The sequence below is a fragment of the Pseudobutyrivibrio xylanivorans DSM 14809 genome (assembly GCF_900141825.1).
GTDB classification, from domain to species: Bacteria; Bacillota; Clostridia; order Lachnospirales; family Lachnospiraceae; genus Pseudobutyrivibrio; species Pseudobutyrivibrio xylanivorans.
Window position 1 is genome coordinate 319,736 of sequence record NZ_FQYQ01000001.1, and the last position, 15,064, is coordinate 334,799.

The following is a 15,064-nucleotide window of genomic DNA, read 5'->3' on the forward strand; positions in this document are numbered from 1 at the left end:
TTAATAGACAGAAGTAATTGGAGGAAAAACAATGGCATTATATAGCGAAAAGGTCATGGACCATTTTAGAAACCCAAGAAATGTAGGAGTAATTGAAAATGCAGATGGTGTAGGCGAAGTCGGTAACCCAGTCTGTGGTGACATCATGAAAATCTATCTTAAGATAAATGATGAGCAGATTATTGAGGATGTAAAGTTTGAGACTTTCGGATGCGGCAGCGCTATTGCTTCATCTTCAATGGCAACAGAGCTTATTATGGGAAAGCCTGTATCTGAGGCACTTCAGCTTACAAACAAGGCTGTTACAGAGGCACTTGATGGACTGCCAGCTCACAAGCTTCACTGTTCAGTTCTTGCAGAGGAGGCAATCAAGTCTGCAGTAAAGAATTACTATGATAATAATGGCATTGAATATGATCCAAAGGATTTCCCAGATCCTGAGGTTGAGTCTTGCCACATGCATTAACAATAGGAAGGGATGTGTTGAGGGGTTAATATTGCATTACTGTGTTTAAATCAGTAAAATATTTCTTATCTTATTTGTTAAATGGAGAAATAATATTTGATGAGTGATTTAAAACAGCATCCAACCCCAAATGCTAAGGCACTTCTTCCTATAGCATTATTTTTGATTTTATATCTTGGTAATGGAATCTATTTCCAATACATTTCACCAATTGAAGGGCAGATGGGATTTTACGTAGTCTCAGTAGTTCTGTCCTTCACTTTTGCGTTAATTCTTGCTTTTTGCCAGAATCGAGGCAAAAGCTTTGAAGAAAAAATACATATATGTGCGGAAGGCATAGGAGATGACAATATTGTCACTATGCTTTTCATTTTTATATTGGCAGGTGCTTTCAGTGGCGTAGCAGGAGAAGCTGGTGGTGCATCATCCACTGCAAATCTTTTACTTAGCGTCATTCCTGGTAGATTTGCTATACCAGGGCTTTTTATTATAGCCTGCCTTATTTCTATGGCTATGGGTACCAGTGTAGGAACAATATCAGTTTTAGCACCAATAGCCTGTGCTGTGGCTAAAAACGGTCACATTAGTATGGCATTTTGCGTGGGAGTAGTTGTCGGTGGAGCTATGTTTGGAGATAATCTTTCATTTATTTCAGACACTACCATTGCAGCCACTAAGACACAGGGAATAGAGATGAAGGATAAGTTTGAAGCCAATTTAAAGCTGGCACTTCCTTCAGCTATTGTTACGCTTGTAATTCTTATCGCCTGTTCCTTCAAAACAGAGGTAAGTGCCATTGGTACTTTCGATTATAATTTGTGGCAGGCACTTCCATATTTCATCGTACTTGTGCTTTCAGTACTTAGTGTAAATGTCTTTAAAGTATTATTACTTGGATGCTTCATGTTTATAGTAGTAGGAATCTTCACAGGTTCCCTTACCTACGTTTCTGGTCTTTCTTCAATGGGAACAGGAATCGCTGGAATGTTTGAGACAATGATTGTAACTATACTTGTTGCATCTGTTGCCTCACTTATCAGAGAGCACGGCGGCTTTGAAGCTATATTGGAGCTTATCAGAAGAAAAGCTGGAAACAAAAAAGGTGGGATGCTGGGCATCGCTTTCCTTACTATGTTTATGGATCTTGCCACAGCAAACAATACAGTTGCCATCGTAATAGCAGCACCAATCGCAAAGCATATCAGCGAGGAGTACGGTGTGGAGCCTAAGAAGACCGCATCACTTCTTGATACCTGCTCTTGCATTATGCAGGGAATCATTCCTTATGGAGCGCAGCTTCTTGTGGCAGCAAACATTGCAAAGATTGCCAGTTTTTCACTTATTCCATGGTTGATTTATCCATTTGTGTTGATTGTTTTTGTAGCAATCTCAATTATTAAAGAAAAATAATTAAAGAGTAGGAGCGTAGAGGAAAAATGACAGATTACAAATTACTTTCAGAACAATTAAAAGCTTTGGCAGAGGATGAGCCAAACTACCTTCCTGTGCTTTCAAATGCTTCTGCACTTATAAATGAAAATTTAGATGATTTAAACTGGGCAGGTTTTTATTTGATGAATAACGGTTCTTTATTACTTGGACCATTTCAGGGAAAGGTTGCCTGCATAAGAATTGCTCTTGGAAAGGGCGTATGTGGAACAGCAGCTGAAAAGGATGAAACACTTGTAGTTCCAAACGTCCACGAATTCCCAGGACATATTGCATGCGACTGTGCATCCAATTCTGAGATAGTAGTTCCTATTCATAAGGACGGCAAGGTTATTGGTGTCTTGGATATTGATAGTCCAAGTCTCAATAGATTTTCAGATGAAGATAAAGCTGGACTTGAAGAGTTTGTAAGAACTCTTGAGGCTGTAATTCAGTTTAACTGATAAATGTTATCAATATAAAAGTTGCAAATGCAACTCATAGCTATTGCCTCTTAGGTTAAGATGTAGGAGAATAAAGAAAAACATAGGAGGTAAAATCATGAGTAAGTTAAATGAAAGAAAAGTTGCAGTTGTAGGTTGTGGATTTGTTGGTTCAGCGTCAGCCTTTGCACTAATGGAAAGCGGATTGTTTTCTGAGATGGTTCTCATTGATGTGAACAAGGACAAGGCAGAGGGCGAGGCACTTGATATCAGTCATGGTTTACCTTTTGCAAAGCCAATGTCTATATATGCAGGAGATTACAAGGATGCTGGAGATGCAGCAGTTGTAGTTGTTACTGCCGGTGCAGGTCAGAAGCCAGGGGAGACAAGACTTGATCTTGTAAAGAAGAACGTAGGAATCTTTAAATCAATTATTCCTGAGATTACAAAATACAATAAGGATGGAATTCTTCTTATTGTTGCAAATCCTGTTGATATTCTTACATCAGTAGCTGCAAAGCTTAGTGGTTTCCCAGAAAACAGAGTATTTGGTTCAGGTACAGTTCTTGATACAGCCAGATTTAAATACTTATTAGGCGAGCATCTTGATGTAGATAGCCGTTCTGTTCATGCCTTTATTATTGGAGAGCACGGTGACAGCGAGATAGCAGCTTGGTCATCAGCAAATGTATCAGGTATTCCTATCAATGATTTCTGTGAGATGAGAGGACATTTCGAGCATGAGAAATCAATGAAGAGAATTGCCGAGGATGTTAAGAATAGTGCTTACGGCATTATTGAAAAGAAGGGAGCTACTTATTACGGAATCGCAATGAGTGTTCGCAGAATCTGTGAGGCAATTATACGTGATGAGAAATCAATCCTTCCAATTTCAAGCATCCAGCATGGAGACTTCGGAATTGATGGCGTGGCACTTAGTATGCCAGCAATAGTTGGTAGAAACGGTGTTGAAGGCTCTGTTCCTATCAGACTGAGTGATGACGAAAAGGCTGCACTTAAGGCTTCAGGTGATACTCTGAAGCAAGTTTTAGAGGAAGCTTTCTAATTGATAAAAATAATCAATAAAAACTAAATAGATTTCTTGAGTAATCAAAGGAGTTCTGCTATTCTACTCTTGGTTAGAAACATCTAACCATGTGTGGATCATTGTAGAACTCCTTTCTCGATTTAAAGAGTTGCTACCTCTTGGGAGAGGAGTTCACAAAACTACTTTGAAAGGATGGTTTTTTTATGGATTATTTAGAAATTGAAAAGGTTATTGGAAGAGAGATTCTTGATTCAAGAGGAAATCCTACTGTAGAATGCGAGGTTACTCTTGTAGATGGAACAGTGGGACGCGGAATGGCTCCATCAGGTGCATCAACAGGTGAGTTCGAGGCACTTGAGCTTAGAGATGGAGATAAGAATAGATATTTAGGTAAGGGTGTACTTAAGGCAGTTGAGAATATCAATGGACCTATTGCAGATGCTATTTGCGGTATGGATGCTTCAGATATCTATGCCATTGATGCAGCAATGATTAAGGCAGATGGCACAAAGGATAAATCAAAGTTCGGTGCCAATGCAATTCTCGCAACCTCCATTGCTTGCTGTAGAGCAGCTGCAACAGCTCTTGATATTCCTCTTTATAGATTTTTAGGTGGTGTTCAGGGGACAAAGCTTCCGGTTCCTATGATGAACATTTTAAATGGTGGTGCTCATGCTGATAGCGCTGTTGACACTCAGGAGTTTATGATTATGCCTGTAGGCGCTTCATCATTTAGCGAGTGCTTACGTTGGTGTGCTGAGGTATTCCACGCACTCAAGGCTATCCTTAAGGATATGGGAGACGTTACAGCCGTAGGTGATGAAGGTGGTTTCGCACCTAATTCTCTTAAGAATGATGAGGATGCTATCGAGACTATTCTAAAGGCTATCAAGGCTGCTGGTTTTGAGCCAGGCAAGGATTTTATGATTGCTATGGATGCTGCATCTAGCGAGTGGAAGTCTGAGAAAGGCAAGGGCTTCTATCATCAGCCAAAGTCAGGCAAGGACTTTACAACAGATGAGCTTATTGATCACTGGGCAGCTCTTGTTGACAAGTACCCAATCATCTCTATCGAGGATGGTCTTGATGAGGAAGATTGGGAAGGCTGGCAGAAGATGACAGCTAAGATTGGTGACAAGGTACAGCTTGTAGGTGACGATTTATTCGTTACAAACACAGAGCGTCTTTCAAAGGGAATCGCAAATGGATGTGGAAATTCTATTCTTATTAAGCTTAACCAGATTGGTTCAGTATCAGAGACTCTTGAGGCTATTAAGATGGCTCATAAGGCAGGCTACACAGCAATCTCTTCACATCGTTCTGGTGAGACAGAGGATACAACAATTGCGGATCTTGCAGTAGCTCTTAACACATGCCAGATTAAGACTGGTGCTCCATCTAGAACAGAGCGCGTAGCAAAGTACAATCAGCTTCTTAGAATCGAAGAGCAGCTTGGTGCTGCAGCAGATTATCCAGGAATGGGAGCGTTTAACGTAAGTAATAAATAGGCATTAAGCTAAATCATTAAAATTTCACAAGGAAAGGTTACAATACCCCTATATTGTTGGGAGACAGTGTAGGGGGATTTTTGTTATGGATTATAAGAAAACTATTCTAACTTCAATTCTCGCGGGCTTTTCTATTGGACTTGGAGGAATGATTTTCCTCTCAGTGGACAATAAGATTGTGGGCTCCGCACTTTTCAGCATCGGATTATTTTTAGTTTTAACAATGCGCTTTAGTTTATTCACGGGGAAGGTTAGCTACTTATTAGAGGGGAATTTTGAAAAGAATGTCATCAACATAGTTTTGATTTGGTGCGGCAATTTTATTGGCTCGTTTATTCTTGCATTTATTATTAAAAATTCCAGAGTCTATGGAGGACTCTATGAGAAGGCTGTAGGCCTGTGTCAAATCAAGAATCAGGATTCATACTTAAGTCTTTTTATGTTAGGTATCATTTGTAACATCTTTATTTTCATCGGAGTGGATGAGTATAAGAAGAATGAACATGTTCTTGGTAAATATATGGCTATAATTCTTTCTGTAATGGGATTTATTCTAGTAGGATCCGAGCACTGCGTGGCAGATATGTTCTATTACAACATGTCAGGAAGCTACTCTAAGGAGATGTTTATAAGACTATTGATTATTACTATCGGAAATGCGGTAGGAGGAATTGCAGCTAATCATTTTGTAAAGAAATGTTGAGAAACTCTATGGTGGGGATAGTCTAAAGAAGATTAAGTAAAGTATTGAAATGCAGACCAGCGGATTTGTGTGGGGAGTAGAATATGTACTTAATATCAGCATATTTTGATGAGAATACAAATAAAACTTTAAAGGAATATATAGATGGGGTGGCAAAAGCTTGTGGAAATAATTTCATGATAGATAACAATGTTCCACCACATCTTACTGTTCTTAGTATAGAGGCCAGGGATGAGGATGCGGTAGTGGAAAAGGCTTCGGCTGTGATGAAAACACTATCATCAGGAGAAATTCTGATTCCTACTTTAGGACAGATTCTTCCTGGGGTAATCTATGCTTCCCCAGTGATAAACGAATACATAATGGACTTGCAGGTAAAGTTATATGAAGCATTAAAAGATATGGAAGAACTATCCTTTAGTAAATATTATCTACCATATTCCTGGATGCCTCACATAACTTTAGGCAAGACACTAGAGCCAGAGCAAATGAAGGATGCATTTACATACCTGCAGAAATCATTTGTCCCTCTAGAAGCAAAGATAGTGGAGATTGGAGTCGCCAAGACTAATCCTCACAGGGATATTTATTCAAATACGCTGGCGCAATCCTGAAGTCTTTCAATAATATTTATATGCTGAGGGCAAACGCTTTCACACTGTCCACACTGAACGCATGCGCTGGCAACGCCACGATCTTTAGTTGCTTTTTCGTAATCCTGTTTACCGGCTTCAATCTGTTCCCAAATAAGCTGTTTGTTTCTGGCAGAGAAAATCTCTGGAATAGGAATCTGCATTGGGCAGCCGTCTGTACAGTAATGACATGATGTGCAAGGAATAGAATCAATGCTATCGAGTATATTCTGCGCTTTTGAAATAACCTGTTGCTCTTCATCGGATAGAGGCTTAAAGTTACTCATATATGTAAGATTATCAGCCATCTGCTCTACATTTGACATACCAGATAGTACTGTGATAATACCATCTAAGGATGCAACGAAGCGGATTGCCCAGGATGCAATACTTGTGTTAGGATTTGCTCCTTTTAAAAGCTCACGGACTGCAGCAGGAGGATTTGCCAGTGTCCCCCCTTTGATTGGCTCCATAACCACGATAGATTTACCGTGCTTTCTAGCTACCTCGTAGCAGCCTCTGGACTGTACATCAGGATTGTTCCAGTCAGCATAGTTAATTTGAAGCTGAACGAATTCTGCATCTGGATGAGCTGTAAGAATTTCATCTAAGCGCTCAGGTGTATCGTGGAAAGAAAAGCCATAGTGCTTGATAAGCCCTTTTTCTTTCATCTCTTTTACGTAGTCCCAAAGATGCCATTCTTCGTATTTTTTTAAGTTTCCATCTGAGAGAGCATGGAGCAGATAATAATCAATGTAGCCTGCACCAGTACGCTCCAAGCTGGTAAGAAGCTCCTGCTTTGCACTTTCCTCATCATGAGCTGCAAAAGCTCCAAGCTTTGTAGCGAGAGTGTAGCTTTCTCTAGGATATCTGTCTACGAGAGCTACTTTTGCTGCCTTCTCGGATTCGCCACCATCATAAACAAAGGCAGTATCAAAATATGTAAGACCTGCTTCCATAAACATATCTACCATTTTCTTGGTCTGTTCAATGTCGATCTTTGAAGGATTGTCAGCTTCCTTTGGTAATCGCATTAGTCCAAAACCTAGCTTAGGTGTATTTTCACCAAAAAATTTTTCGCCCATACATAGTCTCCTTTTACAAATTATTAATCTAAATATATCACAAATATTTTTTGAGTGACTAATTGTTTGTTGATTTATGTAATACTATTATTTGTTATTCTACGTGGTGAGTAAGAAAGGTTTACAGGGGGTTTTGTTGTTATTAATATAATTGATACCCAGCTATCATAAAATGTGGGAACCAGGTTTATTGACCTGGTTCTTTTATTCTGTTATTATCCTACTAACCTAGTAGGCGATAGGAATTTATTGAGATAAAGTGGAGGATAACAATATGAAAAAATACTTACTATTAACATCATTACTAATCATTTCATTATTTGCTTTAGTTGGCTGTGGTAGCGCCAAAGCAAGTGAATCAGCAGAAACTGTGAAGATTGCTTATCTTCCAATTACTCATTCGCTTGCGGCATTGGAGGAAGCAGAGGAGCTTGCGAACAATGATAAGGTGAGAGTTGAGCTTGTGAAATATGGTTCATGGCCAGAGCTTTTGGACGCACTCAATTCAGGCCAGGTAGATGGAGCATCAGTACTCATTGAGCTTGCCATGAAATCAAAAGCGGAGGGTGTTGGAATAAAGGCAGTTGCTCTTGGCCATAAGGATGGAAATGTAATAATCGTTTCAAATGATGTTAAAGATGGGGCAGATTTAAAGGGAAGAACAATTGCTATTCCACATCGCCAGTCATCACATAACATTTTAGTAAATGATGCCTTAGCAAAAGATGGTCTTACAATCGATGACATTAATGTGGTAGAGCTTGCTCCTACAGAAATGCCTTCAGCCCTTGCAGCTGGAACAATCGATGGCTACTGCGTAGCTGAGCCATTTGGAGCTATGGGTGTTTCAATTGGAGCAGGAAAGGTTCTTTATACATCAGAGGAACTTTGGGAGGATTCAGTATGCTGCGCCTTAGTTCTTACAGATGATTTTATCGATAATCACGCAGATACAGCAAAGGCTTTTGTAGAGGGTTATAAGACAGCAGGAAATAATCTTGATGCAGACACAGCAAAGGCTGTTGCACAGAAATATTTAAATCAGAAGGATGATGTTCTTGATATTTCTCTCAAGTGGATTTCATATGATGATTTGACAATCACAGAGGACCAGTACAACGAGCTTGCTGAGAAGGTAAAGTCTTATGGTCTTTCAGACAATCCACCAGCATATGCTGATTTCGTAAAAAGTGACTTTTAATGGGGGACTAAAAGGGGAAGCATGAAAAGACTAATCTCTCTCAAATATGTAATCGTTTCAATACTAATATTAATAGCGATATGGCAATTCGCATTTACGATAAGTGATTATAGTGAGGCACTGTTTCCATCACCTTTAATGGCACTTCAGGCCTTGGTGGAAATGATAGCTGATGGAACACTTATTGCATCAATCGGAGCCAGCATGTACAGATTTGTAATTGGTTACGGACTGTCAGTAGTTATCGCAGTGTTTCTAGGATTGATTTTGGGAAGCCTGCCAAGGGTATTTAACTATGTAAATCCAACCTTGCAGTTGCTTCGACCAATTTCGCCAACAGCATGGATGCCATTTGTAGTTCTCCTTTTTGGTATTGGAGATCTGCCAGCAATTGTCATTATTTTTATCGCAGCATTTTTCCCAGTGTTGTTATCTACAGTATCTGCTGTTTCAAAGATTGATGACATCTATTTCAGGGTATCTGATAATTTTGGAATCAAGCAGCCTGCACTTATGTGGAAGGTGATTTTACCTGCTGCGTTTCCACAAATCGCAAATGCGATACATTTGGCGCTTGGAAGCGCCTGGATATTCCTTGTAGCAGGTGAAATGGTAGGTGCTCAGTCTGGACTAGGATATCAGATTATTGATGCCAGAAATAACATCAGAGCAGATATTCTTCTTGCCACAATATTGGTGATTGGCTTGATAGGTTTATTACTTGATTTCTTAATTGGACTTGCTGAAAAGAGAATTCTTAAAGCATGGGGAGGTGAAAGCTAATGTCATACATTCATATTGAAAATGCTGGAAAGACTTTTGTGGAAAATGGCATAGAATTCACAGCCTTATCAGACGTAAATCTTGATATAGAAAAGGGAGAGTTTATCTGCTTACTTGGACCATCAGGATGCGGAAAAAGTACATTGCTTAATGCAATAGCAGGTTTTGATCTGGCGAATCATGGACGTGTCCAAATCGACGGAAAAGAGGTCACAGCTCCTAGTACAAAGAATGTTACTATCTTTCAAAACTACGGGCTTTTACCATGGCGCACAGTAGTGAAAAATGTAGAGCTTGGTCTTGAAGCTCAAGGGATTGATAAGAAAACAAGAAGAAAGAAGGCTTTAGAGTACCTTAAGCTTGTGAAGCTTGAGGATTTTGCAAACAGCTTCCCACGACAGCTTTCAGGTGGCATGAAGCAAAGAGTTGCAATAGCAAGAGCCCTTGCGGTGGAGCCAGATATCATTTTCATGGATGAGCCCTTTGGAGCTCTTGATGCTATCACAAGAATGAAGCTTCAGGATGATATTTTAGATATTTGTAAAAATGAAAAGAAGACTATTATCTTCGTTACTCACGATATCGAAGAGGCGGTTTACTTGGCAGATAGAATTGTTGTAATGACACCTAATCCTGGCAAAGTAAAGGGGGTAATTACAGTTCCGCTTCATCATTTCAGAGACAGAACCAGCGGAGATTTCTTATTAGTAAGAGATAAGATTTTTGATTTGCTAAATATGAAGATTGAAGACAATATCGAATATACGATTTAATAAAAAAGAAAGTAAAGGGAGAAACAAAATGAGTCACATACACAATGCTACAGAAGAACACTGTCACAGCCATGAGCACAGTCATTCACATTCTCATGGTAAGCATGGCCTTGAGCACATTCACTCTCACAGAAATCTTATAGGATTCGATGAACATGGAATTCCTACTGTTACTTTAAAAGCCAGTGATCATGGCGGAGAAAGCAGTCCGGAGGATTTTACTAGAGATTATATGAACGCCGTACAGGAATACAGAAAGACATTTCCTTCAAAGCAGGATGTAATCGACCAGACTCCAGACCCGGCAGTAAGAGATATGCTTCTTCGAATGGAACAGCTTGGAATCGATACAGCCTTCGACAGATTTGATGCCCAGAAGCCTCAGTGTAACTTCGGTCTCTGTGGTACCTGCTGTAAGATTTGTAATATGGGCCCATGTCGTATTACCGCTAAGGCGCAACGAGGTGTGTGCGGCGCAGATGCAGATTTGATTGTTGCAAGAAATCTTCTTCGCTCAGCAGCAGCTGGTGCAGCTCAGCATGGCATGCATGCCCGTGAGGTTATGCTTACACTTAAAAAGGTTGCAGAAGGAGAGCTTGATATTCCACTTCTAGGTGAGCAGAAAATTAGAAGCACAGCAAAGGCATTTGGAATCAGAGAAAAGAACAGACAGCTTAAAAATGTAGCAAAGGATTTGGCGGATGTTCTTTTAGAGGATTTATCTAGAACAGTTCCTGATGATTACAAAACCATCAGAGCCTGTGCACTTCCAGAGCGTCAGAAGGTGTGGGAGGAATTAGACATCCTTCCAATCAGTGCTTATCACGAAGTATTTGAGGCTTATCATAAATCAGGTTGTGCTACTGACGGAGATTGGAAGAGTGTAATGCAGCAATTTTTACGTTGCGGTCTTGCCTTTACATTTTCAGGTGTAGTAGGTGCCAGCCTTGCAACAGACTCATTATTTGGTGTTGGTGACAGAGTTACATCAAAGGTAAATATTGGAGCTCTTGAAAAGGGCTATGTAAATATTGCTGTTCACGGACATCTTCCAACACTTGTTAGCCAAATTGTGGCAGCTGGAAAGAGAGAGGACTTGGTGGCTCTCGCAAAGGAAAAGGGAGCAAAGGGAATTCGTTTTTACGGTATTTGCTGTTCAGGACTTTCAGCCATGTACAGAGACAGCGGTGTTATTCCTCTTTCAAATGCAGTATCAGCAGAGCTTGTACTTGGAACAGGCGCACTTGATCTTTGGGTAGCAGATGTGCAGGATGTATTCCCATCAATTATGGATGTTGCAAAATGCTTTAAGACTGTTGTGGTTACCACAAGTGATTCAGCGCGACTTCCAGGTGCAGAAAGATATGAATATGACCATCACCACAGCAACATTGGACAGACAAAGGAGCTTGCAGAAAAGATAGTTAGACGTGCGATTGAAAGCTTTGAGGATAGAAAAGGCATCCCTGTATATATTCCACCTTATGAGGTAGAGGCAGAGGTAGGATTCTCAGTAGAGTATATCCATAAGAGATTTGGCAGCATGAAGCCTCTTGCAGAGGCTATTAAGTCAGGGCAGATTCTTGGTGTTGTAAATATGGTTGGTTGCAACAATCCAAAGGTACTTTACGAGAAGTGCATTATTGATGTGGCAGATGAGCTTCTTAAGAATAACGTTCTTATCATCACTAACGGCTGCGCATCCTTCCCACTTATGAAGCTTGGCTACTGCGCTGTTTCTGGAAAGGAAAAGGCTGGAGAATCATTAAAGGAATTTTTAGAGCCAGATCTTCCACCAGTATGGCATGTGGGAGAGTGTATCGATAACACCCGTTCTACAGGAATCTTTGCAGGAATTGCAGGAGAGCTTGGAAAGAATCTTTACGAGCTGCCATTTGCTTTCTCATCACCTGAGTGGGGAAATGAGAAGGGGATTGATGCAGCACTTGGCTTCAGGCTTAATGGTATCAGTTCATACCACTGTGTGGAGGCTCCAATCTACGGTTCAAAGAATGTAATCGAGTTCTTAAAGTATGGTACAAAGGATTTGCTTGGCTCAACAATGAACGTAAATACAGACCCAGTGGAACTTGCTAAGCAGATAGTGAATGATATGAAGGAGAAGAGAAAGGCTTTGGGCTGGGATTAATTCAATTTAATATTTTTGACAATGTATATGGTTAACGCCAAGCTCATTTTTTGTTTGCTATAAAGTTAATTGATAACCGGTTATAATTTTTAGCCATACTAAAACCTATTGACCTAGTAGGTAATGTGAATTATTATAATCCCATCAATTAAAACATATCGAAAGGGTAGGTAACTCAAATGAAACAACTTTTAATTTCTTTTGTAAGACACAACTGTAAAAACGGCCGAATGCAAAGCTCAAATTGTTATTACTGTTGTTAAAAATATTGATAAGCAAAGGAGATTAAATTATGGCAAACTATAGATTTGAAACATTAGCACTTCACGTAGGTCAGGAAAATCCAGATCCAGCATCTGATGCAAGAGCAGTACCTATTTACCAGACAACATCTTATGTATTTAGAGATTCACAGCACGCAGCTGACAGATTTGGTCTTGCAGATGCAGGAAATATTTATGGTAGACTTACAAACTCTACACAAGGTGTTTTAGAAGAAAGAGTAGCAGCTCTTGAAGGTGGCACAGCAGCTCTTGCAGTTGCATCTGGTGCAGCAGCTATCACATACACAATCGAGGCACTTGCAGCAGGCGGCGGACATATCGTAGCACAGAAGACAATCTACGGTGGAAGTTACAACTTACTTGCACACACACTTCCACAGTACGGTGTTACAGCTACATTTGTAGATGCTCACAACCTTAAAGAGGTTGAGGATGCAATTCAGGAAGACACAAAGGCAATCTACATCGAGACACTTGGCAATCCAAATTCAGATATTCCAGATATTGATGCACTTGCAGAAATTGCTCACCGTCATGACCTTCCACTTGTTGTTGATAACACATTTGGTGCATCTTACTGGGTACGTCCAATAGAGCACGGCGCAGACATCGTAGTTCACTCAGCTACAAAGTTCTTCGGAGGTCACGGAACAACACTTGGTGGCGTTATCGTAGAAGCAGGCACATATGATTGGAAGAAGAGCGGCAAGTTCCCTAATATTGCAGATCCAAATCCTAGCTATCACGGAATCTCATTTGCTGATGTTACTTCACCTGCAGCATTCGTAACATACATTAGAGCAATCCTTCTTCGCGACACAGGAGCTACAATCTCACCATTTAATGCATTCCTTCTTCTTCAGGGAATCGAGACATTACCACTTCGTCTCGACAGACATGCGGAGAATACTACAAAGGTAGTTGAGTTCCTTAAGAATCATCCAAAGGTTTCTAAGGTTAACCATCCATCGCTTGAGGATCATCCAGACCACGAGTTATATAAGAAGTACTTCCCTAAGGATGGCGGAAGCATCTTCACATTCGAAATCAAGGGTGGCAAGGAAGCAGCATTTAAGTTTATCGACAATCTACAGATTTTCTCAATCCTTGCAAATGTAGCTGATGTAAAGAGCTTAGTAATTCACCCAGCAACAACAACTCACTCACAGCTTACAGAGGAAGAGTTGCTTGATCAGGGAATTACACAGTCTACAATCAGACTTTCAATTGGTACAGAGCACATTGATGACATCATTGAGGATCTTGAAAAGGGCTTTGCAGCAATTGACGGAATTAATAACGTAAATACGGATTCAAAAAATAATAGCCAGGCAGTATAAAAAAGACTAGAATACAATATAGAATAAATCGGAGGTTTAATGTTATGGCAAACATTTACAAAAGCGCATCAGAACTTATCGGAAACACACCACTTGTTGAGGTTACAAACATTGAAAAGGAGCTTGGTCTTGAGGCTACAGTATTAGTTAAGCTTGAGTACTTCAATCCAGCAGGCTCTGTAAAGGATAGAGTAGCACTTGCTATGATTGAGGATGCAGAGAAGAAGGGACAGCTTAAGGAAGGTTCAGTTATCATTGAGCCTACATCAGGAAATACAGGTATCGGTCTTGCAGCTATTGCAGCAGCAAAGGGCTATCGTGCAATCCTTACAATGCCTGAGACAATGTCAGTAGAGCGCAGAAACATCCTTAAGGCATACGGTGCAGAAATCGTACTTACAGAAGGTGCTAAGGGTATGAAGGGTGCTATTGCAAAGGCAGAGGAGCTTGCAGCTGAAATCGAAGGAAGCTTTATCCCAGGACAGTTCGTAAATCCAGCAAACTCAGCAGCACACCGCGAGACAACAGGTCCAGAGATTTGGAGAGACACAGACGGAAAGGTTGATCTATTCATCGCTGGTGTTGGTACAGGCGGAACTGTTACAGGTGTTGGCGAGTACCTTAAGAGCCAAAATCCAAACGTAAAGGTTGTAGCTTTAGAGCCAAAGGATTCTCCAGTTCTTTCTGAGGGCCATGCAGGTGCTCACAAGATTCAGGGTATCGGTGCAGGTTTCGTACCTGATGTACTTAACACAGAAGTTTACGATGAAATCTTCACAGCGGAGGCTGATGATGCATTTGCAGCAGCAAAGCTTCTTGCAAAGAAAGAAGGTATCTCAGTTGGTATCTCTTCTGGTGCAGCACTTCACGGTGCAATCGAGTACGCTAAGAAGCCAGAGAACAAGGGCAAAACAATTGTAGCTCTTCTCCCAGACTCAGGCGACAGATACTACTCAACACCACTTTTCACAGAATAAATTTTGGTTGAATAATGCTTATATGCGGTTCCTTGCTTAGGCGGGGGCCGCTATTATTTTGCTCAATTTAGTGTATTGAGAAATAGCCCACCATGCTACCGTGCCCTGCCCAGTTCTCCTGCAGCATTTGAGCAAAATGTTAGATTTTTTTAAGCTGCTGGTGGAGCTTTAAGTGGGTGTCCTTTCATTGATTTTGCACTTCGAAAAGAATGCTGTGCTTTCCACAGACATGTTTTTTGTCTAT

14 protein-coding genes are annotated in these 15,064 nt (G+C 40.5%); 13 read left to right on the top strand and 1 reads right to left on the bottom strand.

The genetic code is table 11. The features are described from left to right. The first annotated feature begins 31 nt into the window (after window positions 1-31). The 7 genes from nifU to BUA88_RS01465 all read left to right on the top strand — a co-directional run bounded on the left by nifU (window position 32) and on the right by BUA88_RS01465 (window position 6,210). Window positions 32-466 (top strand): Fe-S cluster assembly scaffold protein NifU, encoded by a 435-nt coding sequence (gene nifU, locus BUA88_RS01435; protein ID WP_015549065.1) that lies wholly within the window; start codon window positions 32-34, stop codon window positions 464-466. A 99-nt stretch (window positions 467-565) separates the two neighbouring features. Next, the gene (locus tag BUA88_RS01440; RefSeq protein ID WP_072911408.1) at window positions 566-1,876 is read left to right on the top strand and encodes a Na+/H+ antiporter NhaC family protein; all 1,311 of its coding nucleotides are present in this window, start codon (window positions 566-568) and stop codon (window positions 1,874-1,876) included. Window positions 1,877-1,902: 26 nt separating this feature from the next. Next, window positions 1,903-2,358: a GAF domain-containing protein gene (locus BUA88_RS01445; protein WP_072911413.1), complete on the top strand. Its 456-nt coding sequence runs from the start codon at window positions 1,903-1,905 to the stop codon at window positions 2,356-2,358. Between the two features lie 97 nt (window positions 2,359-2,455). Continuing rightward, window positions 2,456-3,403, top strand: a complete 948-nt coding sequence (locus tag BUA88_RS01450) for an L-lactate dehydrogenase (protein WP_072911417.1) — start codon at window positions 2,456-2,458, stop codon at window positions 3,401-3,403. Between the two features lie 185 nt (window positions 3,404-3,588). Beyond that, window positions 3,589-4,893: a phosphopyruvate hydratase gene (gene eno, locus BUA88_RS01455; RefSeq protein ID WP_072911422.1), complete on the top strand. Its 1,305-nt coding sequence runs from the start codon at window positions 3,589-3,591 to the stop codon at window positions 4,891-4,893. An 85-nt stretch (window positions 4,894-4,978) separates the two neighbouring features. Further along, window positions 4,979-5,596 (top strand): formate/nitrite transporter family protein, encoded by a 618-nt coding sequence (locus BUA88_RS01460; protein ID WP_072911427.1) that lies wholly within the window; start codon window positions 4,979-4,981, stop codon window positions 5,594-5,596. An 83-nt stretch (window positions 5,597-5,679) separates the two neighbouring features. Beyond that, on the top strand, window positions 5,680-6,210 hold the full coding sequence (locus BUA88_RS01465) for a 2'-5' RNA ligase family protein (RefSeq protein ID WP_072911431.1): 531 nt from the start codon (window positions 5,680-5,682) through the stop codon (window positions 6,208-6,210). Here the strand turns inward: BUA88_RS01465 and BUA88_RS01470 are convergent. Beyond that, entirely contained in the window at window positions 6,183-7,313 is a 1,131-nt protein-coding gene (locus BUA88_RS01470) for an aldo/keto reductase (protein WP_072911436.1), read from the bottom strand. The two genes, BUA88_RS01465 and BUA88_RS01470, sit on opposite strands and share 28 nt — an antisense overlap. Window positions 7,314-7,587: 274 nt before the next feature. Here BUA88_RS01470 and BUA88_RS01475 point away from each other — a divergent pair, with 274 nt between their 5' ends. The 6 genes from BUA88_RS01475 (at window position 7,588) to cysK (ending at window position 14,820) form a co-directional block, all read left to right on the top strand. After that, entirely contained in the window at window positions 7,588-8,514 is a 927-nt protein-coding gene (locus BUA88_RS01475; protein ID WP_072911441.1) for an ABC transporter substrate-binding protein, read from the top strand. Between the two features lie 21 nt (window positions 8,515-8,535). Further along, complete coding sequence (locus BUA88_RS01480; RefSeq protein ID WP_072911445.1) at window positions 8,536-9,297, top strand: ABC transporter permease; 762 nt, start codon at window positions 8,536-8,538, stop codon at window positions 9,295-9,297. Beyond that, window positions 9,297-10,070: an ABC transporter ATP-binding protein gene (locus tag BUA88_RS01485; protein WP_072911450.1), complete on the top strand. Its 774-nt coding sequence runs from the start codon at window positions 9,297-9,299 to the stop codon at window positions 10,068-10,070. The genes BUA88_RS01480 and BUA88_RS01485 overlap by 1 nt, the downstream gene beginning before the upstream one ends. Window positions 10,071-10,098: 28 nt before the next feature. After that, window positions 10,099-12,219 carry an anaerobic carbon-monoxide dehydrogenase catalytic subunit gene (cooS, locus tag BUA88_RS01490; RefSeq protein ID WP_072911454.1) on the top strand — a complete coding sequence of 707 codons (2,121 nt, stop codon included), beginning with the start codon at window positions 10,099-10,101 and terminating at the stop codon, window positions 12,217-12,219. A 292-nt stretch (window positions 12,220-12,511) separates the two neighbouring features. Further along, window positions 12,512-13,843 (top strand): O-acetylhomoserine aminocarboxypropyltransferase/cysteine synthase family protein, encoded by a 1,332-nt coding sequence (locus BUA88_RS01495; RefSeq protein WP_072911459.1) that lies wholly within the window; start codon window positions 12,512-12,514, stop codon window positions 13,841-13,843. 44 nt (window positions 13,844-13,887) lie between these two features. Next, complete coding sequence (gene cysK / locus BUA88_RS01500) at window positions 13,888-14,820, top strand: cysteine synthase A (RefSeq protein WP_072911463.1); 933 nt, start codon at window positions 13,888-13,890, stop codon at window positions 14,818-14,820. The last annotated feature ends 244 nt before the right edge of the window (window positions 14,821-15,064 follow it).

What these genes read in the sequence shown, in the direction of transcription:
- nifU (WP_015549065.1), top strand. Translation starts at nt 32, where the DNA reads ATGGCATTATATAGCGAAAAGGTCATGGACCATTTTAGAAACCCAAGA.
- BUA88_RS01460 (WP_072911427.1), top strand. Translation starts at nt 4,979, where the DNA reads ATGGATTATAAGAAAACTATTCTAACTTCAATTCTCGCGGGCTTTTCT.
- eno (WP_072911422.1), top strand. Translation starts at nt 3,589, where the DNA reads ATGGATTATTTAGAAATTGAAAAGGTTATTGGAAGAGAGATTCTTGAT.
- BUA88_RS01465 (WP_072911431.1), top strand. Translation starts at nt 5,680, where the DNA reads ATGTACTTAATATCAGCATATTTTGATGAGAATACAAATAAAACTTTA.
- cysK (WP_072911463.1), top strand. Translation starts at nt 13,888, where the DNA reads ATGGCAAACATTTACAAAAGCGCATCAGAACTTATCGGAAACACACCA.
- BUA88_RS01475 (WP_072911441.1), top strand. Translation starts at nt 7,588, where the DNA reads ATGAAAAAATACTTACTATTAACATCATTACTAATCATTTCATTATTT.
- BUA88_RS01480 (WP_072911445.1), top strand. Translation starts at nt 8,536, where the DNA reads ATGAAAAGACTAATCTCTCTCAAATATGTAATCGTTTCAATACTAATA.
- BUA88_RS01445 (WP_072911413.1), top strand. Translation starts at nt 1,903, where the DNA reads ATGACAGATTACAAATTACTTTCAGAACAATTAAAAGCTTTGGCAGAG.
- BUA88_RS01495 (WP_072911459.1), top strand. Translation starts at nt 12,512, where the DNA reads ATGGCAAACTATAGATTTGAAACATTAGCACTTCACGTAGGTCAGGAA.
- BUA88_RS01440 (WP_072911408.1), top strand. Translation starts at nt 566, where the DNA reads ATGAGTGATTTAAAACAGCATCCAACCCCAAATGCTAAGGCACTTCTT.
- BUA88_RS01470 (WP_072911436.1), bottom strand. Translation starts at nt 7,313, where the DNA reads ATGGGCGAAAAATTTTTTGGTGAAAATACACCTAAGCTAGGTTTTGGA.
- BUA88_RS01450 (WP_072911417.1), top strand. Translation starts at nt 2,456, where the DNA reads ATGAGTAAGTTAAATGAAAGAAAAGTTGCAGTTGTAGGTTGTGGATTT.
- cooS (WP_072911454.1), top strand. Translation starts at nt 10,099, where the DNA reads ATGAGTCACATACACAATGCTACAGAAGAACACTGTCACAGCCATGAG.
- BUA88_RS01485 (WP_072911450.1), top strand. Translation starts at nt 9,297, where the DNA reads ATGTCATACATTCATATTGAAAATGCTGGAAAGACTTTTGTGGAAAAT.